Genomic DNA, 26,705 nt, shown 5'->3' on the forward strand with positions numbered 1-26,705 from the left:
CTGACATGATGACCCTGCAACAAACCTTGCCCTGGCTGCCCAACGCGCGACTCATTGAAACGGATGCGGGTAGTGCGTCAGTTGTTTTCCGCCGGGTGCATACCGATACCCGCACGATCGAGCCGGGCGACCTGTTCGTGGCGCTCAAGGGCGAGCACTTTGACGCCAATGATTTTCTGATGGAAGCCAAGACCAAGGGGGCCGTCGCGGCCCTGTGCCAAGGTGATGCCGATGTGCGCCTGAAAGCCGCGGGTCTGCCAGGTATTGTGGTGCCCGACGCCAAGCTGGCGCTGGCCGCGCTGGCCACGGGATGGCGTGCCCAGTTCAAGTTGCCCCTGATGGCGGTTACCGGCAGCAATGGCAAAACCACGGTGACCCAAATGATTGCCAGCATCTTGCGTGCGTTCAAGCCGGATGCCTATCTGGCGACGCAAGGCAATTTCAACAACGATATCGGCGTGCCACTGACCGTGCTGCGCTTGCGCAGTCATCATGAGGTCGCGGTGGTGGAGTTGGGCATGAACCATCCCGGCGAAATTGCGAAGCTGGCGGCCATTGCCCAACCTACCGTGGCACTGGTGAACAATGCACAGCGCGAGCATCTTGAATTCATGGAAACCGTGGAGGCCGTGGCCCTGGAGAATGGCTCGGTGATTGATGCCCTGGCGGGCAACGGTGTGGCGGTGTTCCCTGCGGATGAGTTTTACAGTTCGCTCTGGGCGGCCAAGGCTGGCCAGCGCGCAATACTGCGGTTTTGCGCAACGGACGACGCAGCGCATCAGGCGGATGTGCGGTGCACCGAGTCCGGGTGGTCGGGCGATGCTTGGCAAGTATCCGTGACCACGCCCGTCGGCAAGCTCTCCTATGCCCTGCACATTGCGGGTTTGCATAACGTCAAGAACTCCACTGCGGCGGTTGCCTGTGCTCTGGCGGCAGGCGTTCCATTGGAAACAATTGCCCGGGGCCTGGCGGCGTTTGAACCCGTCAAGGGGCGCTCCCGTGCGCTGCTGGTCAAGCAGGGCACCAGAACGATCACTCTCGTGGACGATACCTACAACGCCAATCCGGACTCGGTGCGCGCCGCCATCGATGTGCTGGCAGCTCTGCCCGGCCCCCGCTTGCTGGTGTTGGGTGATATGGGCGAGGTGGGCGATCAAGGTCCGCAATTCCACGCGGAGGCGGGTCAACTCGCGCGTGAGCACGGCATTGAGGCGCTGTTTACCCTGGGTGAACTGTCCGCTTCTGCCGCGGCCAGCTACGGCACGGGGCGTCATTTTTCAGATATTGAGGCGATTCAGTCCGCCGTTCTCGCGGAATTGCCCGGCATCGGCAGTGTGCTGGTGAAAGGGTCGCGCTTCATGAAGATGGAGCGGGTGGTGCAGGCCATCACCGCCCATGCGCAACAAGATAAGGAACAAAGTCATGCCGTCTAATTTCAACCACAGGAGTGCCTCATGCTCTTGAGCCTTGCTCAGTGGCTACAGTCGCAGTCGCCTGGATTCGGATTCCTCCGTGTCTTCCAGTACCTGACTTTTCGCGCCGTCATGGCCGCCATGACGGCTTTGCTGATGGGGCTGGTGGCTGGCCCTTACGTGATCCGTCGTCTGGCAGAACTCAAGATCGGCCAGCCTATTCGCGGGTACGGCATGGCATCACACATGAGCAAGAGTGGCACTCCCACCATGGGCGGTGTGCTGATTCTCCTGTGCATCGCTGTCTCTACGCTGTTGTGGTTTGACCTGACCAACCGTTTCGTCTGGATCGTACTGCTGGTCACACTGGGTTTTGGCGCGATTGGCTGGGCAGACGACTGGCGCAAAGTGGTTAACAAGGACCCCGAGGGCATGCGTTCCCGCGAAAAGTACTTCTGGCAGTCCCTCATTGGCCTGCTGGCTGCGCTGTACCTGGTGTTCAGCATTTCGGAAAGCTCCAATATGCGGGTGGTGGAGTTGTTCTTCAAATGGGTTCAGTCCGGGTTTGACATGGACCTGCCGCCCAAAGCCGGTTTGATGTTGCCTTTTTTCAAGGAAATCAGCTATCCGCTGGGCGTGCTGGGCTTTGTCATCCTCACCTACCTGGTGATCGTGGGCTCCAGCAACGCGGTGAACCTGACGGATGGTCTGGACGGACTGGCCATCATGCCGGTGGTGATGGTGGGCTCCGCGCTGGGCGTGTTCGCCTACGTGACGGGCAGCTCGGTGTTCTCCAAATACCTCTTTTTCCCTCATATCCCGGGCGCTGGCGAATTGCTCATCTTTTGCTCGGCCATGGCCGGGGCAGGGCTGGCATTCCTCTGGTTCAACACGCACCCGGCGCAGGTGTTCATGGGCGACGTGGGCGCATTGGCCCTGGGGGCCGCACTGGGCACCATCGCGGTGATCGTGCGTCAGGAAATCGTGCTGGCCATCATGGGCGGCATCTTTGTGGTCGAGGCCCTGTCGGTCATGCTGCAGGTGACATGGTTCAAGTACACCAAGAAAAAATACGGTGAAGGACGGCGCATCCTGAAGATGGCTCCTCTGCACCACCACTTTGAGAAGAGTGGCTGGAAAGAGACCCAGGTCGTGGTCCGTTTCTGGATCATCACCATGCTGTTGTGCCTGGTCGGCCTGTCAACCCTGAAGCTCAGATAACGTGGACAAACTCAAAGACCAACACGTTCTCATCCTGGGCCTGGGCGCATCCGGCCTGGCGATGGCGCGTTGGTGCGCACGCTGCGGCGCCACGGTCACGGTGGCCGATACCCGCAGTGCCCCACCCCAGTTGGAAGCCTTGCAGCGTGATGTGCCAACTGCGCGCTTTGTCAGCGGTGCATTCGATGCCGCTCTGGTGCTGGGCTCGGATGTGCGCGCCGTGTTCAGGAGTCCCGGCTTGGCTCCTTTGGATATTGCTATTGTTTTTGAAGCTGCCAAAGCAATGGGCTTGTGGGCTTCGGGTGAATTGGGCTTGTATGCGCAGGCCTTGAGCGAGTTGAAGGCGACGCAGGGTTACGACCCCAAAGTGCTGGCTGTGACGGGTACCAACGGCAAGACCACGGTGACCTCGCTCACGGCGCAACTGGTCAGCCGGGCTGGCAAAACGGTGGCGGTGGCGGGCAATATTGGCCCGACACTGCTGGATACGCTGTCTGCGTGTCTTGACGCGCAAGCCCTGCCTGAAGTGTGGGTGCTTGAGTTGTCCAGTTTTCAACTCGACGGTGAAAAGACGTTTGAACCCAGTGCCGCCACGGTGCTCAATATCACGCAGGATCATCTGGATTGGCATGGTTCGATGCAGGCCTATGCCCAGGCTAAAGCGAATATCTTTGGCGAACAGGGGCTGATGGTTCTCAACCGTGAAGACCCTGCCGTCATGGCGATGCTGCCGGAGCCCGTTCGGGTGAAGCTGCAGCGCCCCATGGTTCGCGCCTATGTGACCTTCGGCGGTGATATGCCCCAGCGCCCCGGCGACTTTGGCATCGAGCAGGTGAACGGCATGGTGTGGCTGGTGCGCGCCCTGGAGGCCGATGAAACCCGGCGCAAACGCAGTGAGGCGGCAGAAGAAATTCACATCCAGCGCCTGATGCCGGCAGACGCCCTGCGCATTCGCGGGCGGCACAACGCCATCAACGCGCTGGCGGCGCTGGCGCTGGTGACGGCTGCGGGCTGTGCCCTGGGGCCGGTGTTGTATGGATTGCGTGAATACCGGGGTGAGCCGCATCGGGTTGAGCCCATTGGCATCTTCAACGAAGTGGAGTTCTTTGATGACAGCAAGGGCACGAACGTAGGCGCCACAGTGGCCGCTTTATGTGGGTTGGGCGTGGACCGCAAAGTTGTCACGATCATGGGCGGAGAAGGCAAAGGGCAGGACTTCTCGCCGCTGGCCGAGCCTGTGTCGCGCTACGCACGGGCGGTGGTGCTGATAGGCCGGGATGCGCCGCAGATTCGCGCGGCTTTGGCGTCGACCGGCGTCACGCTGGTGGATGCCGAGTCCATGGCGCAGGCTGTCATGCAGGCCAATCGACTGGCCCACGCCGGTGACGCGGTTCTGCTGTCGCCGGCTTGTGCAAGTTTTGACATGTTTGACAACTACGAGCACCGTGCCCAGGTGTTTATCGAGGCTGTCACTGAAATTGCCGCTGCGGCTGGCATGCAGATGGAGGGCACTCTGTGAGTGCACTGAAACAACGCGTTTTCGGATGGTTCGGTCGCCTGGCCACGCCGGTGGGTGATGTCCTGCCGGTGCGCCTGGGCGCAACCCGCCGTAGCGCGACCGGTAGCGCTCCGATGCGCATGCTGGGCTTTGACCAGGCACTGGTCTGGGTGACGGTTGCCTTGCTGGCCTGGGGCTTGGTGATGGTCTATTCGGCCTCGATCGCAATGCCTGAAAACCCCCGCTTCGCCAAGTACACCCACACCTATTTCCTGATTCGCCACATGATGTGGCTGGTCTTGTCGTTTGTCGCGGCCTTGCTGGCTTTCCAGGTGCCGCTTGCCATGTGGGAGAAGGCCGCGCCCTGGATTTTTGTGGTGTCTCTGATTTTGTTGATGCTGGTGTTGATCCCGCATGTCGGCAAGGTGGTTTACGGCGCCCGTCGCTGGGTATCGGTGGGCCCCTTGAGCTTTCAACCTTCGGAGCTGGCGAAGTTCGCTGTGCTGCTCTATGCCGCCGACTACATGGTGCGCAAGATGGATGTGAAAGAGCGCTTCTTCCGCGCGGTCGCCCCCATGGGGCTGGCCGTGGGCGTGGTGGGCCTGCTGCTGCTGGCCGAGCCCGATATGGGCGCCTTCATGGTGATTGCCGTCATCGCGATGGGAATTTTGTTCCTGGGTGGCGTCAATGCCCGCATGTTTCTGCTGATTGCAACCGTGCTGGTGGTGGCGTTCGGGCTGATGATTGCCCTGAGCGACTGGCGCCGGGAGCGCATCTTCGCCTACCTGGACCCCTGGAGCGAAAAGAACGCATTGGCCAAGGGCTATCAGCTCACACATTCCCTGATCGCTATCGGACGCGGCGAGATTTTTGGCGTCGGACTGGGTGGCAGTGTTGAGAAGCTCCACTGGCTGCCCGAAGCCCACACCGACTTTTTGCTGGCCGTCATCGGTGAGGAATTTGGTTTGGTGGGTGTGATCTGCGTCATTGGCCTGTTCCTGTGGCTGACCCGCCGCATGATGCACATCGGGCGCCAGGCCATTGCCCTGGACCGCGTTTTTGCCGGGCTGGTGGCGCAGGGCGTGGGCATCTGGATGGGTTTCCAGGCCTTCATCAACATGGGGGTGAACCTCGGTGCCTTGCCCACCAAGGGGCTGACATTGCCGCTGATGAGCTACGGCGGCTCTGCCATTCTGGTGAACATGGTGGCCATTGCTGTCGTGCTGCGGATCGATTATGAGAACAGGCAGCTCATGCACGGAGGCCGCGTATGACCCGTGTGAGCTCATCTTCGCGCTGCGCTTTGGTCATGGCCGGAGGGACTGGCGGGCACATCTTCCCCGGACTTGCTGTGGCGCAGGCGCTGCGCGAGCGCGGCTGGCGCGTGCATTGGCTGGGCGGCACGGGCAGTGCGGCTCAACCCAGCATGGAAAGTCGTCTGGTGCCGCCCCAGGGATTCCCGTTCGAGACAATCAATTTCTCGGGTGTGCGTGGCAAGGGTGTCGTGACATTGCTCATGTTGCCGGTGCGCCTGCTGCGGGCGTTCTGGCAAAGCGTTCGAGTGCTGCGTCGCGTCAAGCCCGACGTGGTCGTGGGTCTGGGTGGCTACATCACCTTGCCGGCCGGACTGATGAGTGCCCTGCTGGGCAAGCCGCTGGTGCTGCATGAGCAGAATTCCATTGCCGGCATGGCCAACAAGTTGCTGGCGGCGGTGGCCAAGCGGGTTTTCACGGCCTTTCCCGAGGTCATGCCCCAAGGTCGCTGGGTGGGTAACCCCTTGCGTTCTGCGTTCATTGGTGCAGCCGACCCTGGCCCTCGCTTTGCCGGGCGCAGCGGCCCTTTGCGTCTGTTGGTGGTTGGCGGCAGCCTGGGCGCCCGCGCCCTGAATGACATCGTGCCGCAGGCCCTGGCCCTCATTCCAGCGGCGCAGCGCCCGGTCGTGCTTCACCAAAGTGGTGCCACGCAGATTGAGGCTCTGCGGACCAACTATGCAGCCGCTGGCGTGCAGGCTGAACTGACGCCCTTCATTGATGACACCGCGCAGGCTTTTGCTGATGCAGATCTGGTGATTTGCCGTGCAGGGGCCAGCACCGTGACCGAGATCGCTGCCATTGGCGCCGCCGCTTTGTTCGTGCCCTTCCCGGCTGCGGTGGATGATCACCAGACCCACAATGCCCGCTTTCTCGTCGACCAGGGGGCCGGTTGGTTGTTGCCGCAAAGCGAGTTGACGCCCCAAGGCTTGGCCGCCCTGCTGCAAAAGCTGGATCGCCCGGCGCTGCTGGCGTGTGCATTGCAGGCGAAGAAGATGGAAAAAATTGACGCAACCACAAAGATTGTGGCTGCATGCGAGGAATTGACCCAATGAAACACGCCGTCCGTCACATCCATTTCGTGGGCATCGGTGGCTCCGGCATGTCGGGCATTGCCGAGGTGCTGCTGAACCTTGGCTACACCATTTCCGGTTCGGACCTGGCCGATAGCGCGACCCTGAAGCGCCTGGGTAGCCTGGGCATCAAGACTTATGTGGGACACGCCGCCAGCAATGTGGATGCGGCCGATGCCGTGGTCACCTCGACCGCCGTACAGTCCGACAACCCCGAAGTGCTCATCGCCCGCGAGAAGCGTATTCCCGTCGTGCCACGCGCCTTGATGCTGGCCGAGCTGATGCGCCTCAAGCAGGGCATTGCCATTGCGGGCACCCATGGCAAGACCACCACGACCAGCCTGGTGGCGAGTGTGCTGGCTGAAGCCGGACTGGACCCCACCTTTGTGATCGGTGGGCGGCTCAACAGTGCCGGCGCCAATGCGCGCCTCGGCCAGGGTGACTACATTGTTGTCGAGGCGGACGAGTCGGACGCCTCGTTCCTGAACCTGTTGCCGGTCATGGCGGTGGTAACCAATATCGACGCCGATCACATGGAAACCTACGGGCATGACTTCGGTCGTCTCAAGCAGGCTTTTGTTGATTTTCTGCATCGCATGCCCTTCTATGGGACCGCCATTTTGTGTACCGACGATGCTGCGGTGCGCGATATCGTGCCGCAAGTCACCTGCCCCATCACCAGCTATGGCTTTGATGAAGGCGCCGAGGTGCGGGCCGTGGATGTGCGTGCGATGGCCGGTCAGATGCACTTCACGGTGCAGCGCCGCAACGGCGTGATCCTGCCCGATCTGCCCGTGGTGCTGAACCTGCCGGGGCGTCACAACGTGCTCAATGCCCTGTCGGCCATCGCCGTGGCCGTGGAACTGAATGTGCCAGATGCCGCCGTGCAAAAGGCGCTGGCTGGTTTCAAGGGGGTGGGTCGCCGCTTCCAGCGCTATGGCGAGGCGGCAGCGCGCGATGGCGGCACGTTCACGCTGGTCGATGACTACGGCCACCACCCGGTTGAGATGGCGGCCACGCTGGCAGCCGCGCGCGGCGCGTTTCCCGATCGCAGACTGGTGCTGGCGTTCCAGCCGCATCGCTACACCCGTACCCGTGATTGCTTTGAAGACTTTGTCAAAGTCATTGGGCAGGCCGATGCCGTGTTGCTGGCCGAGGTCTATGCCGCTGGCGAGGCGCCGATTGTTGCCGCCGATGGTCGCAGTCTGGCACGTGCCTTGCGGGTGACAGGCCGCATCGAACCGGTGTTTGTCGACGACATCGTGGACATGCCTCAGGCCATTGTGGACAACGCCCGGGCCGGCGATGTGGTGCTGTGCATGGGCGCAGGTTCCATCGGGGCGGTGCCAGGGAAAGTGCTTGATTTGCTACAAAATAGTGAGCAATAAATACAGGATATATGAGGGCTATGAGTCGCATTGATCAAAATTTTGGAAAAGTTGCCGTGCTGACAGGCGGGGCTTCTGCCGAGCGCGAGGTTTCCCTCATGTCGGGACAAGGCGTGTTGCAGGCTTTGCGCTCGCAAGGCGTGGATGCGCATGCATTCGATCCGGCCCAGCGTGATTTGAGTGAACTCAAGCGCGACGGCTTTGCACGTTGCTTCATCGCCTTGCATGGTCGCTTTGGTGAAGACGGCACAGTGCAGGGCGCCCTGGAATTGCTTGGCATTCCCTACACCGGCTCGGGCGTCATGGCTTCCAGCATCGCCATCGACAAGGTGATGACCAAGCGCATCTGGCGCAGCGAGGGTCTGCCCACACCGGCCTGGCATCAGGTTGACGGCGCGGCAGCCACCCGGCTGGCCTTTGCCGAGTTGGGCAGTCCGATGATCGTCAAGCCGGCACGGGAAGGCTCCACCATCGGCCTGACCAAGGTCACTGCCGCGGACCAGTGCGAAGCTGCTTATGTGCTGGCCGCCCAACACGATACCGAGGTGCTGTGCGAGCAGTTCATCAGCGGTGACGAGGTGACCATCGCGGTACTGGGCTCAGGCGCCACTGCCAAGGCCCTGCCGGTGATCCGCATCGTAGCGCCCGGCGGCAATTACGATTATCAAAACAAGTATTTCAACGACACCACCCAATACCTGGTGCCTTGCGGACTGCCGGCCGGCGAAGAAGCCCACATCCAGGACATCGTGCTCAAGGCCTACCGTGTGCTGGGCTGCCGTGGGTGGGCACGTGCCGACGTCATGATCGATGCGCGCACGCGCAAGCCCTACCTGCTGGAAATCAACACTTCGCCGGGCATGACGGGCCACTCCCTGGTGCCCATGGCGGCCAAGGCAGCTGGCTTGAGCTACCCCGAATTGTGTGTCGAGATCCTGCGTCATACCGAACTTGACTATGCGACAGCAGACGCACAGTCAGCTGATTCAACTCAAGCAAAGGCGTCAGTGTGAAAGAAGTCCTGTCCGCTCCTGTTGACGTCAAGCTCATGAACACGATGGCCACCATCCTGTTCGTCGGGTTTGCGTTGATCGCTGCGGTCGCGTTGGCTGGCTGGGCCTCGCGCCATTCGGCATTCGCCTTGCGGGGTATTTCTGTCGGCGGAGAGGTGACGCACAACAGTGCCGTCACCCTGCGCGCCAATGTCACGCCTAAACTGACCGGTACTTTCTTTACTCTGGATCTGGCCCAGGCGCGCCAGGCCTTCGAGGCCGTGCCATGGGTGCGCACAGCGCTGGTGCGGCGCGAGTTTCCGAATCGGCTCAAGGTGACACTGCAGGAGCACAAGGCCCTGGCCTATTGGGGCGTGGAGGGTGACTCCCGTCTGGTGAACACGTTTGGCGAGGTCTTTGAAGCCAACGTGGGCGAGGTTGATCAGGACGCCTTGCCCCGATTGAACGGGCCCGACGGTCAGGCCGCGCAGGTGCTGGAGATGTACCAGACGCTGCAGCCAGAATTTGAATCCGTGGACGTGTCGCTTGAGCAGCTTGATCTGACGGGTCGCGGTGGCTGGCGCGCCAAGCTGGACACGGGTGCTGTCATTGAACTGGGCGGTGGCTCGGTGCCGGAAGTGCTGGCACGTACACAACGATTCCTCAAAACGCTGACGCAAGTGACGTCGCGTTACGGGCGCCAGGTGGATGCCCTGGAGACGGCAGATTTAAGGCATCAGGACGGATATGCCATTCGGCTGCGGGGCGTGACCACGCTCACGGCGGATGTGCAGAAGAAGTAACGGCGATAGCGGCAACAGAAGCAACAGGTGAATATATGGCGAAAGAATACAAAGATCTGGTCGTAGGGCTGGACATTGGCACCGCCAAAGTGATGGCGGTGGTGGCCGAAGTGCTGCCCAATGGCGAGCTCAAGCTGGCCGGGCTGGGCATTGCCCCGAGCAATGGACTCAAACGCGGCGTGGTGGTGAACATTGACGCCACGGTGCAAAGCATCCAGCAGGCGCTGAAAGAAGCCGAGCTGATGGCGGACTGCAAGATCACCCGTGTCTACACCGGCATCACGGGGAGCCATATTCGCGGCATCAATTCCAGCGGCATGGTGGCCATCAAGGACCGTGAAGTCACCGCCGCCGACGTGGCGCGCGTGGTCGAAACCGCCAAGGCCATCAACATCTCGACCGACCAGCGTCTGCTGCTGGTGGAGCCGCAGGAGTTCATCATCGATGGCCAGGATGTCAAAGAGCCCATCGGCATGAGCGGTATCCGCCTGGAGGCCAAGGTGCACATCGTGACCGGTGCGCAGAGTGCCGCAGAAAATATCATCAAGTGCGTGCGCCGTTGCGGCCTGGAAGTGGAGCAGCTGATGCTCAATCCGCTGGCCAGCAGCCTGTCGGTGCTGACCGAAGACGAGCGTGAACTGGGTGTGGCGCTGGTGGACATTGGCGCGGGGACCACCGATGTGGCGATTTTCACCAACGGTGCGATCCGACACACGGCGGTCATTCCGATTGCCGGCGATCTGATCACCAGTGACATTGCCATGGCGTTGCGCACGCCCACCAAGGACGCCGAAGACATCAAGGTGGAAAGCGGTTTTGCCAAGCAGTTGCTGGCCGATCCCGAATCACAGGTAGAGGTGCCTGGCCTGGGCGACCGTGGCCCGCGCATGCTCAGCCGCCAAGCGCTGGCGGGTGTCATCGAGCCGCGCATCGAAGAGATTTTTTCACTGGTGCACCAGGTCATGCGTGACTCTGGCTACGAAGAGATGCTCTCCAGCGGCATTGTGTTGACCGGTGGCAGTTGCATCATGCCCGGTATGGTGGAGCTGGGTGAGGACATCTTCCTCAAGCCGGTGCGCCGCGGTATTCCCAAGTACTCCAGCGCCCTGGCAGACATGGTGGCCCAGCCTCGGGCAGCCACCGTGATGGGTCTGCTGGAAGAAGCCCGCCTTGCCCGTTTTCGGGGTTTCAAGGTGGCGCAAAAAAATGGCTCCATGAAAACTGCATTTGGCCAGGTCAAAGACTGGTTTGTGGGGAACTTCTAGCCATGCAAGACAAGATCTGGCTCACACGCGCAAGCCCCCATTGGCGATGGCGGGGTACGGACCCGCCCCCCAAATCCGGTGCACCAAGTAATTAAAACAATTTCGGCAACTGTCAACTATTTGAAACTTCAGGAGAGCAAAAAATGCCTATCGAAATGATTGAAGAAGAAGCGTTTAACCAAGGCACCCAGATCAAGGTCATCGGTGTCGGCGGAGGTGGTGGCAATGCAGTGGGTCACATGATCGACTGCGATGTGCAAGGCGTGGAGTTCATCTGTGCCAATACCGATGCGCAGGCTCTGACCCGCAGCGACGCACACCGCACCATCCAGCTCGGCACCAGTGGCCTGGGCGCTGGCAGCAAGCCTGATAAGGGCCGTGAAGCCGCTGAACTGGCGGTGGACGACATCCGCGCTGCCATCGAAGGCGCACACATGCTTTTCATCACTGCAGGCATGGGCGGTGGCACAGGTACCGGCGCGGCACCCGTCATCGCCCGCGTGGCGCGTGAAATGGGCATCCTGACCGTGGGCGTGGTCACCAAGCCCTTCGAGTTTGAAGGGGGTCGCCGCATGACCAACGCAGATGGCGGACTGGCCGAGCTCGAAGCCAATGTGGACTCGCTGATCGTGGTGCTCAATGAGAAGCTGCTTGAAGTGCTGGGCGACGACGTGACCCAGGATCAGGCCTTTGCCCATGCCAATGACGTGCTGAAAAATGCGGTGGGCGGTATTGCCGAAATCATCAATGTGCCCGGCCATGTGAACGTCGACTTTGAAGACGTCCGCACCGTCATGGGCGAGCCTGGTAAAGCGATGATGGGTACCGCTGTGGCCGCTGGCCCCGACCGTGCCCGCATCGCGGCCGAGCAGGCTGTGGCCTGTCCGTTGCTCGAAGGCATTGACCTCTCCGGCGCCAAGGGCGTGCTGGTGCTGATCACTGCGGCCAAGGGTTCCCTGAAGTTGAGCGAGTCCAAGCTGGCCATGAATACCATTCGTGCCTATGCTTCGCCGGACGCGCACGTCATCTACGGCACCGCCTATGACGACAATTTGGGCGAGGAAATTCGCGTGACGGTGGTGGCCACAGGTCTGAGCCGTCAGGGTGTGCGCCGCACAGCGCCCCCGCTGCAGGTGCTTCGTACCGGCACCGACAACGTGCCTTTCCATGTCCCAACGATGAACATGCAGGCGGGTGGCCAGAACGTTGCTTCAGCTGCCCCCGCCGGCATGGCCCAGCCGGACTACCACGCCATGGCCACTCCCAGCGTCTGGCGCACGCGTGACCGCACACAAGCGGCCGCCAAGGTGGATGCGCTGGCCTCCGGTGGCATGGACGACTTCGAGATTCCCGCGTTCTTGCGCAAACAGGCGGACTGACCGGGAATCGATGGCCTTTTACAATAGGCGGGTGCTGCAACAACGTACTCTCAAATCCCTGACCCGCGCTGTAGGCGTCGGGCTGCACAGTGGCCAGCGGGTGGAACTCACCCTGCGCCCTGCGTCGCCCGACACCGGCATCGTGTTTCGGCGGGTTGACCTGCCCGAACCGGTGGACATTCCGGTGTCCGCCACTGCTGTGTCGGACACCCGACTCGCGTCCACTTTGTCCAGTGGCGATGCCAAGGTGCACACAGTGGAGCACTTGATGTCGGCCTGCGCTGGCCTGGGTGTGGACAATATGTACGTTGACATCACCGCCGAGGAAGTGCCGATTCTGGACGGTTCGGCCGCTTCGTTCGTGTTCCTGCTGCAAAGCGCGGGTATCGAGTTGCAAAACGCCCCGCGGCGCTTTATCCGTTTGACCAAGCCGGTGGAAGTGCGTGAAGGGCAGGGGGCTGCCGAGAAGTGGGCGCGACTGGAGCCCTACCACGGCTACAAGCTCAGTTTTGAAATCGACTTTGACCATCCGGCGGTGGACTCCACCGGCCAGCGTGTGGCCTTCGATATGAGCACCGACTCGTATTCCAAAGACATTGCTCGCGCCCGAACCTTCGGGTTTACCAAGGACGTGGAGATGATGCGGGCCAATGGCCTGGCTCTGGGTGGCGGGCTGGACAACGCCATTGTCATGGACGACTACAAAGTGCTCAACTCCGAGGGTCTGCGCTACGACGACGAGTTCGTCAAACACAAGATTCTCGATGCCATGGGCGATCTCTACCTGGTGGGCAAGCCCTTGCTGGCCAGTTACAGCGCCTTTCGCTCCGGTCACGCACTCAACAACAAGCTGCTACGCGAGTTGCTCAAGCGCACTGACGCCTGGGAAGTCGTGACCTTTGCTGACGAAAAGCAGGCTCCCAAGGGCTTTGCACAGTTGGCCCGGGCCTGGTAGCGCAAGAGAAAGCCAGTTCAAGCATGCTGCTCTTTCGCTGGCTCATTTTGTTGCTGCTGCTCGGCGCGGTGGTGTCGTTCATGTTCTATGCCGCCACCGGTCAAGCCCGCTTCAAACGCTATGGTCTGCTCACACTCAAGTGGACACTGATCGCAGCCTTTGGGTTCTTTGCGGTGTTGATCCTGGAACGCATTGCCTAGAAAACGCTGCCGAAAAACTTGGTGGCTTCAGCCTTGGCCTGCTTGTCGGCCTCAGGGTGATAGGCCAGCGGCAAGTTGAACTGTTTGCCCTTCTCAGTGGCTTCCGGGTTGGTAAAGGCATGCACCGCGCCGGGATAGCTGATGTAGCGGTAGTCCACGCTGGCCGCAGTCATTTCCTTCTTGAAGGCATCAATGGACTCGGGTTTGATGAAGGGGTCGGCCTCGCCATTGAGCACCAGTATTTTCGCTTTGACCTTGCCTGCAGCTGCTGGGGTTGCTGCGGCACCCAGACCAGCATGGAAGGCTGCAACGCCCTTGAGGTCAACCCCCGCGCGGGCCGCATCCAGCACCACCGAGCCGCCAAAGCAATAACCCGAAGCCCCGATTTTTGAGGCCTCTACCGTGGCGTGTTTGGACAGTGCGTCCTTCGCCGCGCTGAAGCGGCTCAGCATGGCCGCCGGGTCTTTGCGCACTGCGCCAGACAGCGCGCCTGCGTCTTTGGGGTTGTCCGCTGTTTTGCCATCGCCATACATGTCGGCCACGAAGGCGGTGTAGCCCTGGCCCGCAAATTTGTGCGCCTCATCGCGCACATGCTTGGTGATGCCCCACCACTCGTGCACCACGATCACGCCCGGCCGTCTGGCCGTGCTGGCATCGTCGTAAACAATAAAGCCCTTCATCACCGTGTCCCCATCCTTGTAGGTCACGGCCTCTTCCTGGATCGCGGCAAACGCTGTGCTGCCGAACAACAGCGCGATGGACGCGCCAGTTAACAAGTTGCGCATTTTTAACTCCTGTGTGATGTGGATATCCGCCATGTGGCCCAAGTGCCCCCATCTTGAACGATGGGCGATGTCGGGATGCATTGCCAATAACAACGCAAAAAATATCATACGTGGCCGGGGAATGCACGGTTGAATGCCCCGGTCTTGCCCACACCACTAGCCGGGCTTTCGCTGGACCGGCCATACGCCGCGCTCTCCGACCCAGCGTCCGAAGCTGTGCAATAGGCCCGTCGGTAGATGTGCAGTCTGTTCGCGTTGTACAGCGGCTTCACCACGCGCCAGCGCAGGCAACACCCGTTATCCGAGGAAAACTTGGCGCAAACAGATACTGACTGCGAGAAAAGCCCCGGCAAAGGGTTAGGCCACCGGCTTGGCAATGAAGGCTTGCTTTTCATGACGGTCGAACCCCGCTGACTCGTAGAATTGAAATGTGGCCTGATCTTTTCTGCCCGTGAGCAGCATGACCTTGTAGCACCCGACAGACCAGGCATGGGCAAGGGTGTGTGCAAGCAAAGCTTTGCCGTAGCCTCGATTCCTGTGGCTTGCATGAGTAACAACGTTTTCTATCACGCCATATGATTTACACCCTCGCGTGAGATTCGGGATGACAGTGATGGTGCAGCTTGAGATCAGAGCTTCTTCCACGTAGCCACCGAAGTATTTGTAGCGCGGGTTTGCCTGAAGCTCTTGCCAGATCGCTTCGACGACCGCGGGCTCAGGCAGAGCTTCGTCCGAGTGATGGAGATGCCCATACAACGCAAGCAATTCATTCAGCTCGCTCGGTTGAATCAGTCGTATCTTCATGGAGTTGAGCGGTAAGTTGATGTTAGACCGCTGGTGCATCCGGGGTAAGACGTTTACCCAAGCTGACCACGTCATCTTGCGCATAGCCAGTGCGTTTGTAAAACTCCAAGGCTTGAGTGTTTGACGCTCGAACCTGAAGGTTGATTTTGGGGCAGCCGGCTTCACGCAACAACTGTTCCACACGGTGCATCAACTCCGAGGCGCGACCTTGGCTGCGGTGAGCAGGTCCAACAGCCAGGTAATTGACCCATCCGCGATGACCATCGTAGCCCGCCATGACGGTTGCCACTACCTCACCACCAAATGTACCCACCAAGAACAACTCACGCTGGACACCAAGCTTTCTCGCTATGTCCTTTCGAGGATCGTTCCATGAGCGTGTCAAACCGCACTCTTGCCAGAGTGCGACAACCTGGGACTCATCTGATTCTTCGTAAGGCCGGATCTGCATAGGAGTGATCTAATTTGAGATCCAGCGCGCAAGGCGCTCGATAAACCGAATCGTGCTCGACGTGCTGGTCATGAAATCCCCCTGAAAGTGACTTGCAGCCTTGTTTTCTATTTTTCTTGTGTGTGAATTCTAGGTGTCTTAGAACTCAGCCGTCCATCGGATCAGCCGGGGTGTCAAGCAGCAACTGGTGAAAGCCGAGATCCAGCCACTGGCCAAATTTGAATCCAGCTTGGCGGATGGTTCCGGCGTGAACAAAACCGAGCTTCTGATGCAGCGCAATGCTGCCCGCATTGCTCATGTCGATGCCGCCCACCATGGCGTGGTACTGCTGCTCTCGGGCCGCATTGATCAGCCGCAACAGCAGCGCCTCGCCCAAACCTCTGCCGCGGTGATCTTTGTGCACGTAGACTGAATGTTCCACCGAGTATTTGTACGCCGGCCAGGCGCGGAAGGTGCCGTAGCTGGCAAAGCCCAGTAGCTGGCCGTCCGGGTTCACGACGCCAATCACCGGAAAGCGCCCAGCCTCCTTGGTTTTGAACCAGCCGATCATGCTTTCGGGTGTTCGGGGCTGGTAGTCATAAAGCGCTGTCGAATGGGCGATAGCCTCGTTGAAGATGTCGAGGATGGCGTTGGCGTGGGTATCGAAACTGCAAGCGATGAACTGCATACGAGGTCTTCCTAGCGGCTGCGCCCCGCCTTGTAAGCGGCCTTTTGCGTTTGCACTTGCGTCCCGCCAATGCCTTTGGCCTGCGCCAGCCGCGCCACTGCTTTGCCGGCGTGGGCGTGGGTGATGGCCAGCCCCAGCGCGTCGGCGGCATCCGGGCCGGGCAGGCCGGGCAGGGTGAGCAGGCGGCGCACCATTTCCTGCACCTGGGTTTTCTCGGCGCGGCCGTAGCCCACCACGGCCTGCTTCATTTGCAGTGCCGTGTATTCCGCCACCGGCAAATCAGAATGCACCAGCGCCGTGACGCAGGCGCCGCGCGCCTGCCCCAGCAGCAGGGTGGATTGCGGGTTGACGTTGACGAAAACAATTTCCACCGAGGCGGAGTCAGGTTCGTAGCGGGCCACCACTTCGCGAATGCCGTCAAACAGCACTTTGAGTCGCGCTGGCAAGAGATCTTTTTCAATATGGATGGTGCTGATGGTGCCGCTGGCCACGTAGCTCAACGCCGAGCCGTTCACGTCGATCACACCAAAGCCGGTAGTGCGCAAGCCGGGGTCGATGCCAAGGATTCGCATGTTAGAGCCCAAAATACCATCGAACCGAATGGAAGAAGACCGGCGCGGCAAAGCACAGGGCATCGACCCGGTCCAGTAGGCCACCGGCGCCGGTGACGGCCGAGTCCTGGCCGCGCCAAATGGGGATCCCGCGGTCGCGTTTCAGGGCCTTCATCACCAGGTGCCCCAGAGAGCCGGCCACACAGGCCACAAAGGCCATGGCAAAAGCCTGGCCCGGCACAAAGGGGGTAATGCCGGCCAGCAGGCCGCCCAGCACGCTACCCACCGCAATGCCAATCCACCAGCTGGGCCAGTTGAAGCTCTGGCTGATATGGGGGGCTGTCGGCGGCTTCTTCAGGCGGCGTGAGGCCAGGTGCTGGGTGATCATGCAGGTCTGCACCACCAGCACCAGGAAGAAGACCAGAAATGCGCTTTTGTTGTCGTAGTTCGGGAAATCCAGCAGCAACAGGGCCGGCACGTGGCTCATGCCGTAGATGCACACCATGATGCCCCACTGCAGCTTGGCGTTGCGCTCCAGGAAGCGCTGCGGATCGTTGGCCAGCGCGCTGACCACGGGGATGGCCAGAAACACATAGACCGGGATGAACACGGTGAACAGGTTGAAGTATTCGGCGCCCACCAGCCAGTACTGCAGGGGCAGCACGACAAAAAAAGCCAGCACCAGGCTGCGGTGGTCGCCGCGGCGGGTGGGGGACAAGGTCATGAACTCACGCAAGGCAAACAGCGACACAAAGCCAAACAGCATCAGGGCGACCCAGTCACCGGAAATCCAGCCCACCCAGAACACCAGCACCATCAGCCAGCTGGTGCGCAGCACACCTTCCAGATCGTGCAGGTTGTTGCGTCGTTGCTCGCAGGCGGGCGTATCGTCGAACTCACGCAGAGACATCAGCACGGCAGCGATGCTGGCCAGCAGCAGGAGCCCGAACACGATGATGAACAAGGCGCCGACTTGCTGGCTGGCGGTGAGATTTTTCAGGTACTGGTACATGGTGCCAAGTGGTTCACTCAGACGTCGCGCAGGGCAATGACGGCGTTGCGAGCGCGGTCCAGGAAGGCGCGACGCTCTTCGCCGGCCTGCAGTTTGATCGGGGCTCCGAATGTGACCGAGCACAGTACCGGCACCGGCACCACTTCGCCCTTGGGCATCACGCGCTGCACATTGTTGATCCAGGCCGGCACCAGCACCACGTTGGGAAACTTGACGGCGAGGTTGTAGAGCCCGGCCTTGAAGGGTTGCGGTTCTTCGGCGTTGCCCCGCGTGCCTTCGGGGAACAGGATGATGGAATCGCCATGGCTCAGGGCTTCAAACAGGGGTTCCAGCGGGTCTTCTTCGGCGCTGCGGTCGCGGGATACGTAAATCACGTTGAATACCGCTGTGGTGATCCATTGCTTGAACGGGGTCTTGGTCCAGTAGTCTTTGGCGGCGATGGCCCGGGTGCAGGCACGCAGTTCTTTGGGCAGTGCCGCCCAGATCATCACCAGATCGGCATGGCTTTGGTGGTTGGCAAAGTAAATGCGTTGCTCGGCTTTGGGTGGGCAGCCGTACCAGCGTGCCTGTGAGCCGGTCAGTACGCGGACCAGGCCCAGAAGAAAATAACCCATCAACTTTGCAAGCATGGCACTCATGATACAGAGGGCTTGTCACGACCCGCCCCGCGCCGCGCTGACTCAGGGCAATTCGGCGCTACCCAGGCGTGCAGCGATCACGCCCGAGCGCTCGGCCAGGTAGCTGGAGTTGGGCAGTTTCTCAAAATACCGGGGACGTGGCAGCATCACCGCCAGACGCGCCGCCTCATAGGTGCTGAGCTTGCTGGCGGGTTTGCGAAAGTAGTGTTGGGCGGCGGCTTCGGCGCCAAACACACCCTCGCCCCATTCCACACTGTTGAGGTAAATCTCCAGAATGCGCTCCTTGCTCAGCAAGGCTTCCAGTAGCAGGGTCAGTACAAATTCCTGGCCCTTGCGCAACAAGGTGCGTTCGCCAGACAAAAACAGGTTCTTGGCCAATTGCTGGGTGATCGTGGAGCCGCCCACCACCTTGGGGGTGCGGGTGGCGGGCTTGCCTTTGGCGGTGGGTGCTGCGGCCTTCTTGCCGGCCTGGGCTTTGGCGATCTGGGCTTCAGCCTTGGCATTTTTCTGCCAGGCCTTTTCCAGCGCGTCCCAGTCCACGCCATCGTGGTAGCTGAAGCCGTCGTCCTCGCTGGTGATAACGGCGCGCTTGAGGTTATCGGAAATTTGTGCGTAAGGCACCCACTGTTGGCGCCAGCGCAAGCTGCCTTTCTCGTTCAGGATGCGCCAGGCCTCAGACCGTTCGAAGGCGGTGGACTGCGGCGCTACCACCGCCATCGTGGCAATGCGTGCCACAAAGAAGAACTGCAGTGCCAACACGGCAACAAGTACCAAGCCGAGCCAGCGCAGAAATGGCTTCATGGGCGTTGCCGTTTCAGCCCAGGGTGGCGCGCAATTCTGCCAGCACCTGCTGCGAGGGTGGCAGTACGCCGCGCCAGATCAGGAAGGCCTCGGCCGCCTGTTCCACCAGCATGCCCAGGCCATCGCGCGCCACGGCACCGTGTTCGCGTGCCCATGTCATGAAGCCTTGAGCGGCAGGGCCGTACATCATGTCGTAAGCCAATGCGCCGGGTTTCAACGTGCTGGCGGCTACTGGCACAGCCGCACCACTCAGGCTACTGGCGGTCGCGTTGATGATCACATCAAAACTACCTTCAAGCCCTTGAAGATCCGAAGCAAGCAGCTCTGTTTTTTGTAGCAAAGCGAGGGCGGCGTGGCGTGTCACGAGGTCGCTGGCCTTGGCCAGAGTGCGGTTGGCCACGCTGATGCTGGCCGGGCGCGCGTCGATCAGCGGACCCAGCACGCCAGCCGCAGCACCACCTGCGCCGATCAGCAGCAGGCGGCGACCCGTCAACGCCATGCCAGCGTTGCGCTGGATGTCATTGACCAGACCAGCACCGTCAGTGTTGTCGGCGAAGATGCTGCCCTTGTCAAAGCGCAGCGTGTTGGAGGCCTGGGCCAGCAGGGCGCGCTCACTGGTGCGGGTGGCCAGTGCGGCGGCTTCGAATTTGAAGGGCACGGTGATGTTGCAGCCCCGGCCGCCTTCGACAATGAAGGCGCGTACGGCAGCTTCGAATCCGTCCAGCGGAATCAGGCGCTTGTCGTAGTGCAGGGACTGGCCGGTGAGTTCGGCAAAACGGGCATGAATCCACGGGGATTTGCTGTGCTCCACCGGGTTGCCCATCACGCAATAGAGATCCGTCTGCATAGTCAGTTGGCGGTGAGTTTGGTTTCCAGCGTTTCGTCCCGCGTGAACTTGAAGCGCGACACCACCATGATCTGGTCGGCCTTGCGGCGCATGGCCTCGTTGAAGCGGCCAAAGGGGCCGGCGCTGCGCACGATGACCTCGGCTCGCCGGTCCAGCGTGCGGCTGCCCGAGCTTTCCACGATTTCGGTCTTGAGGATGCGGCCGTCATGGTTCACCGTGACCACCATGGTGAGTTCGCCGTAGAGCTTTTTGCCGCCCGATTCGGGGAAATTCTCTGTGCCTTTTTCCTCGACGCTGCGCCGCAGGTGGTCGTAGTACACCGCGTACACCTCTTCGCGCGTGGCAGGGCTGATGTAGCGCTTTTTGGGGCGCGCGTTTTCCTGGTTGATGCGGCGCTCAATCTCCGCCAGCAGCTTGATCAGCTGACGCCGCTTTTCTTCGCGCTCCACCTGGTCCGGCGTGGTGTGGGCCTGCCTGGGATCGGCGGGTGGCAGGGCTGCCAACTGGCTCTTGACTTGGGCCAGCATCAGGTTTTGCTGTTCCTGCAGGTTCTGCAATTTGCGCTGAGCTTCTTCCTCGGCGGTGTCGCCTGTCTCGGACAGCAGGGCTGGCGGCAAGGGGCTGGTGGCGCGTCCCTTTTCCGCATCGCCACCACCAGCCATGGAGGCCTGGGCGATGGCGCGCGCCTTGTCCGGGCGTTCGTTGGTGCGTGCGTTGACCAGGATCACTTCCAGCGGCGTATCCTCAAACACCCGGTTGAAGGCCTCGGGGTCGACAAAGCGCACGGTCAGCAGCACCGCATGCACGGCGACAGAGACGCCGAGCGCGATTTGGAGAGTGCTGAAAGACCGCAGGTTCACGAGGCAGGATTATCGCTGGGGACGGGGGTGGCGTCACTGTCACTCAGGTCCACGGCAATCGCAATCGGGCCGGCTGCTGTGTCGTCTTCGTCGTCGCCCGCATCGCCGGCTTCGTCATAGGCCTGCGCATCCGCCGCCTCGGGGGCGTCCAGGCGTTCCACGACGGTGCCGCTGATGTCAAGGGTTACTTCGTCGATGTCGCCCAGGCGCACACGCACCCGCGCGCCGCGCGGAAAACCGCTGGCCCCGGCCACGGGCAGGATCAGCGGAAGGTCGTCGGCCCGCACCATGTTTTCCTTGAACAGGGCGCCGGTGATTTCGGTGATGGCGTTTTGCTGCACGTACTTGAGGGTCCAGAAGCGTTCCATCGCACCCTGGTAACCGTTGTAGGCCGAATAGGCGGCATCAAAGCTGGAGATGATCGAGAACAACTCGGCATCCTTGGGTTTGAACGGGGCCACCAGTGCAGCCGTCTTGCCATGGCGCGCGCAGGCAATGATTTGCCACTGGTTCACGAGATCGGTGTAGCGGCGCAGCGGCGAGCTGCTCCAGGCATAGCTTTTGACCCCGATGCCGGCGTGCGGCAAGGCTTTGGTGCCCATGCGGACCTTGACCCCCGGCAGAAGCGAGGCCTGGCTGCGGTAAATACCCGGCACGCCCAGTTCGGCCATCCAGGTGCCCCAGGTGCTGTTGGCCAGAATCATGGCTTCCGACACGATCAGGTCCAGCGGCGCGCCACGCTGGCGAATGCTGATCCGCACCTCTTCGCTGCCCTGTGGTTCGCAGCCGTCGTTGCCGACCAGCCGGAAGTTGTAGTCCGGCCGATTGAAGGTCTCGGGCTTGCCCCGCACCACTTCGCGTCCAGCCTTCAGGTGCTGCGCCAATCGGTGTAAAAATGATAGCTTGGGGCGCTTGTTCTGCAAGGGCTGGGGGTCCATTGCATGCTGAAACTCGGGGTTGTTCAGCCATTCGGTCGTCACGATGGCATCCAGCTGGTCGTGGCGCAGGTTGGCACCGATGTGCACGCGCTCCAGCCGGGTCTCGCTGGCTTTGATCTCCAGCGTGGCTTCGTCCAGCGTGACGTAAAGCGATACCGCCGGGCAGTCGCGCCCCTCGGCCAGGGTGTAGCTTTGCACCACGTCGTCGGGCAGCATGGTGATTTTGTAGCCCGGCATGTAGACCGTGGAAAGCCGGTGGCGACCCAGCTGGTCAATGGGGCTGCCGGGCATCACCGCCAGACCTGGGGCCGCAATGTGAATGCCTACCGTGACGGTGCCGCTGCCAAGTCCCTCCACCGAGAGCGCATCGTCAATCTCGGTCGTGGCCGAGTCGTCAATCGAGAAGGCCCGCGCGTTTGAAAGCGGCAGTTCGTCGCGAATGGCTGGCGCCTCCAGCTTGGGAAAGCCGGTGCCCTTGGGAAAGTTTTCCAGCAAAAAGCGACGCCAGTGAAACTGGTACGGTGAATCGATGGCACCGGCTTTGATCAGCAATTCCAGCGGGCCCAAATGGGTGGCACGGGAGGCCTCGACCACGGCCTTGTATTCGGGCGCATTTTTATCCGGTTTAAACAAAATCTTGTACAACTGGTCGCGCACCGGCTGCGGGCATGCGCCCTGGCTCAGTTCTTTGACCCACTCTTCAATCTGCAGCGCGATTTGCTTCTTCTTCTCGATCGCCGCCAGGGCCTGGGCGATGATGTCGGCCGGGGCTTTGCGAAAGCGCCCCTTGCCGGCACGGCGGAAATAGTGCGGCGCCTCGAACAGGCGCACCAGCGTACCGGCTTGCTGCTCCAGGGTGGCTTTGTCGCTGAAATACTCGCGCGCCAGATCGGCAAAACCGAACTCTTCTTCAGGCGCAAATTCCCAAGCCAGCTCCAGCTCGATCGTCTGGCTGACGGCTTGCGCCGCTGCCAGCAATTGCGCCGGCGCCGGTTTTTCGAACTTCAACAGGATATTGGCGGCCTTGACCTTGACCCGCTTGCCGCTGTCCAACTCCACCTGCGCAGAGGATTCCGCCTCTGACAGAACCCGACCGGCCATGAATTTTCCGGCTTCTTCAAACAATAAAAACATGGGGTGGATTGTCCCCGCAAACGGGCCAGAGGAAAAAAGCCGGTCAGAGAAGTCCCAAAAACGCCAGCACCGCCGCAAGATGGGCGTCAAAGTCGCTGATGGCGTGGTCGCTACCTTCAATCAGCCGGAGCTGAGCGCCCTGGTACCGTGCCTGCATTTCGCGCCAGTCCAGCACCTCATCGCCTTTGGCAATCACGGCCAGGCAGCGCTCGGGCTGAGTCAGGTCAGTCAGGGTCAGGTCACGCAACTCCTGCACAAACCCGGTCTGGAAGAAAAAGCGCTCCTGTGGGTCATGCCAGCTGGATTGTTCGCCAATGTACTTTGCCAGGTCCCGCGCCGGGTTGACCGCCGGGTTCAGCAGCACAGCCCTGCAGCCGGTATGCGCTGCCACCCAGCTGGCATAGAACCCGCCCAGCGAGGAGCCCACCACCGCCATGCTCTCGCGCGGCCAGTTTGCGATGCCTTGCATGATCTGCTGCATCGCTTGACGCGGCGACGGCGGCAACTGCGGGCACCACCAGTACACCTCGGGATGGTGTTGCGCCATGTATGCGCCCATGGTGCGGGCTTTCACAGACTGGGGCGACGAGCGAAAACCATGCAGATAAAGCAAGTGGGTGATGGGGTGATGCGTGGAAGTGCTTGGCATGCGCACGATGATAGAGGCGAAAAAAGCCCCGCGCTTGCGGGGCCTGGATTGCCAGCTACTGAATGTAGCGTGGATTACAAAGAGTACATTGCATAGAAGCTGGCAAATTCCAGCCCCTGCGGGTCGCGAGCCCAGAGGTGCAGGCCATTGAGCGCTGCACTGGCCGCGTAGGCCCCGCCGGAGCAATGGGTGTCACCACCGCCGGTGGAGGTGCACAGCACACTGCCTGTGCGCACAGCGGAGCCGACTGTTGCGGAATCGGTGAAGTTGGCCGGGGTGCCCGCATTGGAGTAGCCCCCCCAAATAGTCAGACTGGTAGGTGGCAATGCACCCGCTGCCACCAGGTAGTTGATGGGTACGGAAGTTGCGTTGCCGATCGGCAGCTGGCCCGCAGGCGGCACGCCCGCGCCATTGGCATTGGTCTGGATGGTCGCAATGTCGGCGCTGGCCAGTGTGGCCATCCCCTTGGTCTTCAGTTCCGGAATGGTCAGCGCACGGGCGCGGGTCTTGTAATACTGGGTTGCCGCAACGACGCCAGGTGCGCCCGCGAGGTAGTACTCGAACTTCCAGACGCTTTGGGCAGGAATGGTGGCAATGTAGGTATTGGTAAATACCGTGCGGTCCGCGAAAAAGAGTGCGGCGGTGTCCTTGATGGCGGGGTCGGCGGCATTGCCGGCGTCAATGTATTCGCTGCGCAGCCGCACGAAGCTGGTGCCCGAGCCCAAAGGATAGGCCCCCGTCACCAGCGTCAGGTAGGAGTAGCCGGTCTTGGGTACCAGGGTCAATGTGTTGCCCCTGGGGGTGGTCACCGTGACGTGGTCGAAAATCGAACCGCCAACGCCGGCACCGCCTGTGACATCGTCAACACCTAGGTTATAGCCCGTGCTGTAGTAGTTGAAGGCAGATTGACCCAGCGTGATGAACTGCCGGTTTTGGTGGTAGGCCGACACGCCGCCCGGGTAGTCGTACTGGTTGCCTATCTGTTTGAGCTTGCCGTCCACATCTTTGCGCAGGGCGAAGGTCTCGAAAGACTCGTTGCCGGCAGTTGTTTTGCTCTTGTAGCTCACCACGATGTCACCGTTGCCGCGGGTAAATTCGTAGGCTCCCTGGCTGAACACGACGCCTGTTCCGCCGTCAAAGAAGATGCCACGAAATGGTTTTCCGGATTTCGCGCTGATGACATTGCCGCTGGTTTTGAACAGGATGGCGCCGCCTCCATCCTGAATGAAGGCATCGCGGCACGCCGTGGCCGTGATGTTGGTCGACGAGGCGGTTGCAACGGCGCCTCCGGATGGATTTGGATTGTTCACGCGCGTAGCGGTCGGCAGCGCAAAGCATGTGTTCAATTGCGTCAGGTGCTGTGCGATCAAGGCCGAGGTGCCTGATGCAATCAGCGTTGCAGAGTTGACCGCCGGGATGGCCGGTACGCTGGCGGCAGCGGTCGCACTGGTGAACTGGATGGCGGTGGGGGCGGTGCCCTCGGTCAGTTGCTGTTTGATGGCGACTTCAATATTGCTGGCGCTGGCACTGGCGGGCGTGATGGTGACCTTGATGGAGTCCAGCAGTCGGTCATAGCCGGTACCGTCGGCTGCGAAACTGCCGGTGAGCGGGTCGCTGCCCGTGGTGCCGGTTGCCGTCAGGATGGGCCCCAAAATGGTTTGCACTTCCGCCACTTTGGCGGCGACTGTCGTGGCATTGATGGTGCTGGTGCCCGCCACCATTTCTGATGCCAGTTTGAGTGGATCGCCCGAGCTGCTCAGACGTGACGCGATCAGGCTGGTGACCGGGGTGATATTCACGGTGGCGGCGCCTGTCAAGGCGGTAGGAACGACGCTGACCAGGGACTGAACTGCGCCGTCTGCACTGGTCCGCGTTGCGGTCAGGACAAAGGGCGCGACGGCGCCGCTTGTCAGTGTGATGCTGTAGGTGCCGTCGGTACCCACCGTACCCGTGCCGACCGTTGTGCCGCGGCTATCGGTTACGGTCACGGTTGCATCTGTGAAGGCCGCGCCTGTGGCGGCCATGCCTGACAGGCTGATTGAAGATGAGCCGCTGGCGCTGCTTGCGCCACCGCCACCGCAGCCATAAATGGTTAACAGTCCAGCGCTGGCGATGCCTAATGCGAGTCGTCTAAGTGTGGTGTTCATGAATATTTCCTGGGATTGGGGTGAAATAGGCTAGGCAGGCGCAGCGATGTGCGATCCTTGCCCTGTCTCAAGGATGTTAGGAGCCGGGGGCGAATGGCGCCATCCCATAGACATGGGGTGCCGGCTTGTAGTCAGGGCATGGGGCAGCGGATATGCTCCAGTCTTTTTCCAAACAGCAGGGCAAAGCTTGTGTGGCGTGTATTGATTGTTGAAGATGATTCGCAGATGCGGGAGTTTTTCGCGGGCAGCGTCTCGCGCTGTGATGACCTGCAGGTGGCGGCGAGCGTCGGTACCGTCGCCGAGGCGAAGGCCTGGCTGGACAAGGATGACAATCTGGTCGACGTGCTGCTAACGGACCTGGGGCTGCCCGACGGCAGTGGTCTGGACGTGATCCGGTATGCCATTCGGCTGCACCCCGCTTGCGAGCCGCTGGTCATTTCGATGTTTGGCGACGAGGACAACGTGCTGGCCAGCATCGAGGCTGGCGCGCTCGGCTATATCCACAAAGACTCCACGCCGGACGATATTGCCCAGACGATTCTCGACATGCGGGAGGGAGCCTCGCCGATTTCTCCCATGATTGCGCGGCGCGTGCTCTCCAAATACCAGGCGGAGCGCCGGCAGCGAAGCAGGAGCGCAGAGGGGGAGCCCGTTGACCTGATCGTGTCAAAAAACGAAGCCCCGGAGGACGTCAGCACCGTAGGACAACGCGGCATGTTGTCACCGCGAGAGCAGGAAGTCCTGGCCTTGATCTCTCGTGGATTTTCCTATGTGGAAATCGCTCGTCTGCAAGGTCTCAGTGTGCATACTGTTCAAAGTCATATCAAGAATCTCTACGGCAAGCTGTCGGTCCATTCCAAAAGCGAGGCCGTGTTCGAGGCGACGCGAATGGGCTTGCTGTCGCAGCACAGGTGAAGCAAGCTTG

General features: G+C 61.1%; 26 protein-coding genes. 13 read left to right on the forward strand and 13 right to left on the reverse strand.

The genetic code is table 11. The annotated features are described in order from the left end of the window. Nucleotides 1-5 precede the first annotated feature (5 nt). The 12 genes from murF (at nt 6) to IV109_RS01945 (ending at nt 13,496) form a co-directional block, all read left to right on the forward strand. Complete coding sequence (gene murF, locus IV109_RS01890; RefSeq protein WP_296692479.1) at nt 6-1,433, forward strand: UDP-N-acetylmuramoyl-tripeptide--D-alanyl-D-alanine ligase; 1,428 nt, start codon at nt 6-8, stop codon at nt 1,431-1,433. A 21-nt stretch (nt 1,434-1,454) separates the two neighbouring features. Beyond that, nucleotides 1,455-2,633 (forward strand): phospho-N-acetylmuramoyl-pentapeptide-transferase, encoded by a 1,179-nt coding sequence (gene mraY / locus IV109_RS01895; RefSeq protein ID WP_296691395.1) that lies wholly within the window; start codon nt 1,455-1,457, stop codon nt 2,631-2,633. A 1-nt stretch (nt 2,634) separates the two neighbouring features. Further along, complete coding sequence (gene murD / locus IV109_RS01900) at nt 2,635-4,152, forward strand: UDP-N-acetylmuramoyl-L-alanine--D-glutamate ligase (protein WP_296691397.1); 1,518 nt, start codon at nt 2,635-2,637, stop codon at nt 4,150-4,152. Beyond that, entirely contained in the window at nt 4,149-5,405 is a 1,257-nt protein-coding gene (ftsW, locus tag IV109_RS01905; RefSeq protein WP_296691400.1) for a putative lipid II flippase FtsW, read from the forward strand. The genes murD and ftsW overlap by 4 nt, the downstream gene beginning before the upstream one ends. Continuing rightward, the gene (murG, locus tag IV109_RS01910) at nt 5,402-6,496 is read left to right on the forward strand and encodes an undecaprenyldiphospho-muramoylpentapeptide beta-N-acetylglucosaminyltransferase (protein WP_296691402.1); all 1,095 of its coding nucleotides are present in this window, start codon (nt 5,402-5,404) and stop codon (nt 6,494-6,496) included. The genes ftsW and murG overlap by 4 nt, the downstream gene beginning before the upstream one ends. Further along, nucleotides 6,493-7,902 carry a UDP-N-acetylmuramate--L-alanine ligase gene (gene murC / locus IV109_RS01915; RefSeq protein ID WP_296691405.1) on the forward strand — a complete coding sequence of 470 codons (1,410 nt, stop codon included), beginning with the start codon at nt 6,493-6,495 and terminating at the stop codon, nt 7,900-7,902. Before murG ends, murC begins: the two co-directional genes overlap by 4 nt. Before the next feature lie 20 nt (nt 7,903-7,922). After that, on the forward strand, nt 7,923-8,915 hold the full coding sequence (locus tag IV109_RS01920) for a D-alanine--D-alanine ligase (RefSeq protein ID WP_296691407.1): 993 nt from the start codon (nt 7,923-7,925) through the stop codon (nt 8,913-8,915). Further along, a complete protein-coding gene (locus tag IV109_RS01925) occupies nt 8,912-9,697 on the forward strand; it encodes a cell division protein FtsQ/DivIB (protein WP_296691409.1) in 786 nt (261 codons plus the stop codon). Before IV109_RS01920 ends, IV109_RS01925 begins: the two co-directional genes overlap by 4 nt. A gap of 35 nt (nt 9,698-9,732) precedes the next feature. Next, on the forward strand, nt 9,733-10,962 hold the full coding sequence (gene ftsA, locus IV109_RS01930) for a cell division protein FtsA (RefSeq protein ID WP_296691410.1): 1,230 nt from the start codon (nt 9,733-9,735) through the stop codon (nt 10,960-10,962). A 143-nt stretch (nt 10,963-11,105) separates the two neighbouring features. Further along, nucleotides 11,106-12,341 (forward strand): cell division protein FtsZ, encoded by a 1,236-nt coding sequence (gene ftsZ, locus IV109_RS01935; RefSeq protein ID WP_296691413.1) that lies wholly within the window; start codon nt 11,106-11,108, stop codon nt 12,339-12,341. A gap of 31 nt (nt 12,342-12,372) precedes the next feature. Then, nucleotides 12,373-13,296, forward strand: coding sequence for a UDP-3-O-acyl-N-acetylglucosamine deacetylase (lpxC, locus tag IV109_RS01940; RefSeq protein WP_296691414.1), 924 nt, complete (start codon nt 12,373-12,375; stop codon nt 13,294-13,296). 23 nt (nt 13,297-13,319) lie between these two features. After that, complete coding sequence (locus tag IV109_RS01945; protein ID WP_296691417.1) at nt 13,320-13,496, forward strand: hypothetical protein; 177 nt, start codon at nt 13,320-13,322, stop codon at nt 13,494-13,496. Here the strand turns inward: IV109_RS01945 and IV109_RS01950 are convergent. The 13 genes from IV109_RS01950 to IV109_RS02010 all read right to left on the reverse strand — a co-directional run bounded on the left by IV109_RS01950 (nt 13,493) and on the right by IV109_RS02010 (nt 25,780). Beyond that, a complete protein-coding gene (locus IV109_RS01950) occupies nt 13,493-14,281 on the reverse strand; it encodes a dienelactone hydrolase family protein (RefSeq protein WP_296691419.1) in 789 nt (262 codons plus the stop codon). The genes IV109_RS01945 and IV109_RS01950 overlap by 4 nt on opposite strands. Nucleotides 14,282-14,638: 357 nt before the next feature. Beyond that, nucleotides 14,639-15,085: a GNAT family N-acetyltransferase gene (locus tag IV109_RS01955; protein ID WP_296691421.1), complete on the reverse strand. Its 447-nt coding sequence runs from the start codon at nt 15,083-15,085 to the stop codon at nt 14,639-14,641. A gap of 22 nt (nt 15,086-15,107) precedes the next feature. Further along, entirely contained in the window at nt 15,108-15,536 is a 429-nt protein-coding gene (locus IV109_RS01960) for a GNAT family acetyltransferase (protein WP_296691423.1), read from the reverse strand. A gap of 145 nt (nt 15,537-15,681) precedes the next feature. Next, nucleotides 15,682-16,203 carry a GNAT family N-acetyltransferase gene (locus tag IV109_RS01965; protein ID WP_296691426.1) on the reverse strand — a complete coding sequence of 174 codons (522 nt, stop codon included), beginning with the start codon at nt 16,201-16,203 and terminating at the stop codon, nt 15,682-15,684. Nucleotides 16,204-16,214: 11 nt separating this feature from the next. After that, on the reverse strand, nt 16,215-16,775 hold the full coding sequence (ruvC, locus tag IV109_RS01970) for a crossover junction endodeoxyribonuclease RuvC (protein ID WP_296691429.1): 561 nt from the start codon (nt 16,773-16,775) through the stop codon (nt 16,215-16,217). Nucleotide 16,776: 1 nt separating this feature from the next. Beyond that, nucleotides 16,777-17,766 (reverse strand): phosphatidate cytidylyltransferase, encoded by a 990-nt coding sequence (locus tag IV109_RS01975; protein ID WP_296691430.1) that lies wholly within the window; start codon nt 17,764-17,766, stop codon nt 16,777-16,779. A gap of 17 nt (nt 17,767-17,783) precedes the next feature. Further along, nucleotides 17,784-18,395 carry a lysophospholipid acyltransferase family protein gene (locus tag IV109_RS01980; RefSeq protein ID WP_296691433.1) on the reverse strand — a complete coding sequence of 204 codons (612 nt, stop codon included), beginning with the start codon at nt 18,393-18,395 and terminating at the stop codon, nt 17,784-17,786. 51 nt (nt 18,396-18,446) lie between these two features. After that, nucleotides 18,447-19,205: a transglycosylase domain-containing protein gene (locus IV109_RS01985; protein WP_296691437.1), complete on the reverse strand. Its 759-nt coding sequence runs from the start codon at nt 19,203-19,205 to the stop codon at nt 18,447-18,449. Nucleotides 19,206-19,218: 13 nt separating this feature from the next. Then, a complete protein-coding gene (gene aroE, locus IV109_RS01990) occupies nt 19,219-20,058 on the reverse strand; it encodes a shikimate dehydrogenase (protein WP_296692483.1) in 840 nt (279 codons plus the stop codon). After that, nucleotides 20,055-20,906 (reverse strand): energy transducer TonB, encoded by an 852-nt coding sequence (locus tag IV109_RS01995; protein WP_296692484.1) that lies wholly within the window; start codon nt 20,904-20,906, stop codon nt 20,055-20,057. The genes aroE and IV109_RS01995 overlap by 4 nt, the downstream gene beginning before the upstream one ends. 2 nt (nt 20,907-20,908) lie before the next feature. Next, on the reverse strand, nt 20,909-22,984 hold the full coding sequence (locus IV109_RS02000) for an RNB domain-containing ribonuclease (protein ID WP_296691439.1): 2,076 nt from the start codon (nt 22,982-22,984) through the stop codon (nt 20,909-20,911). Between the two features lie 43 nt (nt 22,985-23,027). Further along, nucleotides 23,028-23,633 carry a YqiA/YcfP family alpha/beta fold hydrolase gene (locus IV109_RS02005; RefSeq protein ID WP_296691440.1) on the reverse strand — a complete coding sequence of 202 codons (606 nt, stop codon included), beginning with the start codon at nt 23,631-23,633 and terminating at the stop codon, nt 23,028-23,030. A 74-nt stretch (nt 23,634-23,707) separates the two neighbouring features. Continuing rightward, a complete protein-coding gene (locus tag IV109_RS02010; RefSeq protein ID WP_296691443.1) occupies nt 23,708-25,780 on the reverse strand; it encodes an Ig-like domain-containing protein in 2,073 nt (690 codons plus the stop codon). A gap of 138 nt (nt 25,781-25,918) precedes the next feature. Between IV109_RS02010 and IV109_RS02015 the strand changes: the two genes are divergently transcribed. Further along, on the forward strand, nt 25,919-26,695 hold the full coding sequence (locus IV109_RS02015) for a response regulator transcription factor (RefSeq protein WP_296692487.1): 777 nt from the start codon (nt 25,919-25,921) through the stop codon (nt 26,693-26,695). Nucleotides 26,696-26,705: the final 10 nt, after the last annotated feature.

The sequence above is a fragment of the Rhodoferax sp. genome (assembly GCF_018780565.1).
Classification (GTDB): Bacteria; Pseudomonadota; Gammaproteobacteria; order Burkholderiales; family Burkholderiaceae_C; genus Rhodoferax.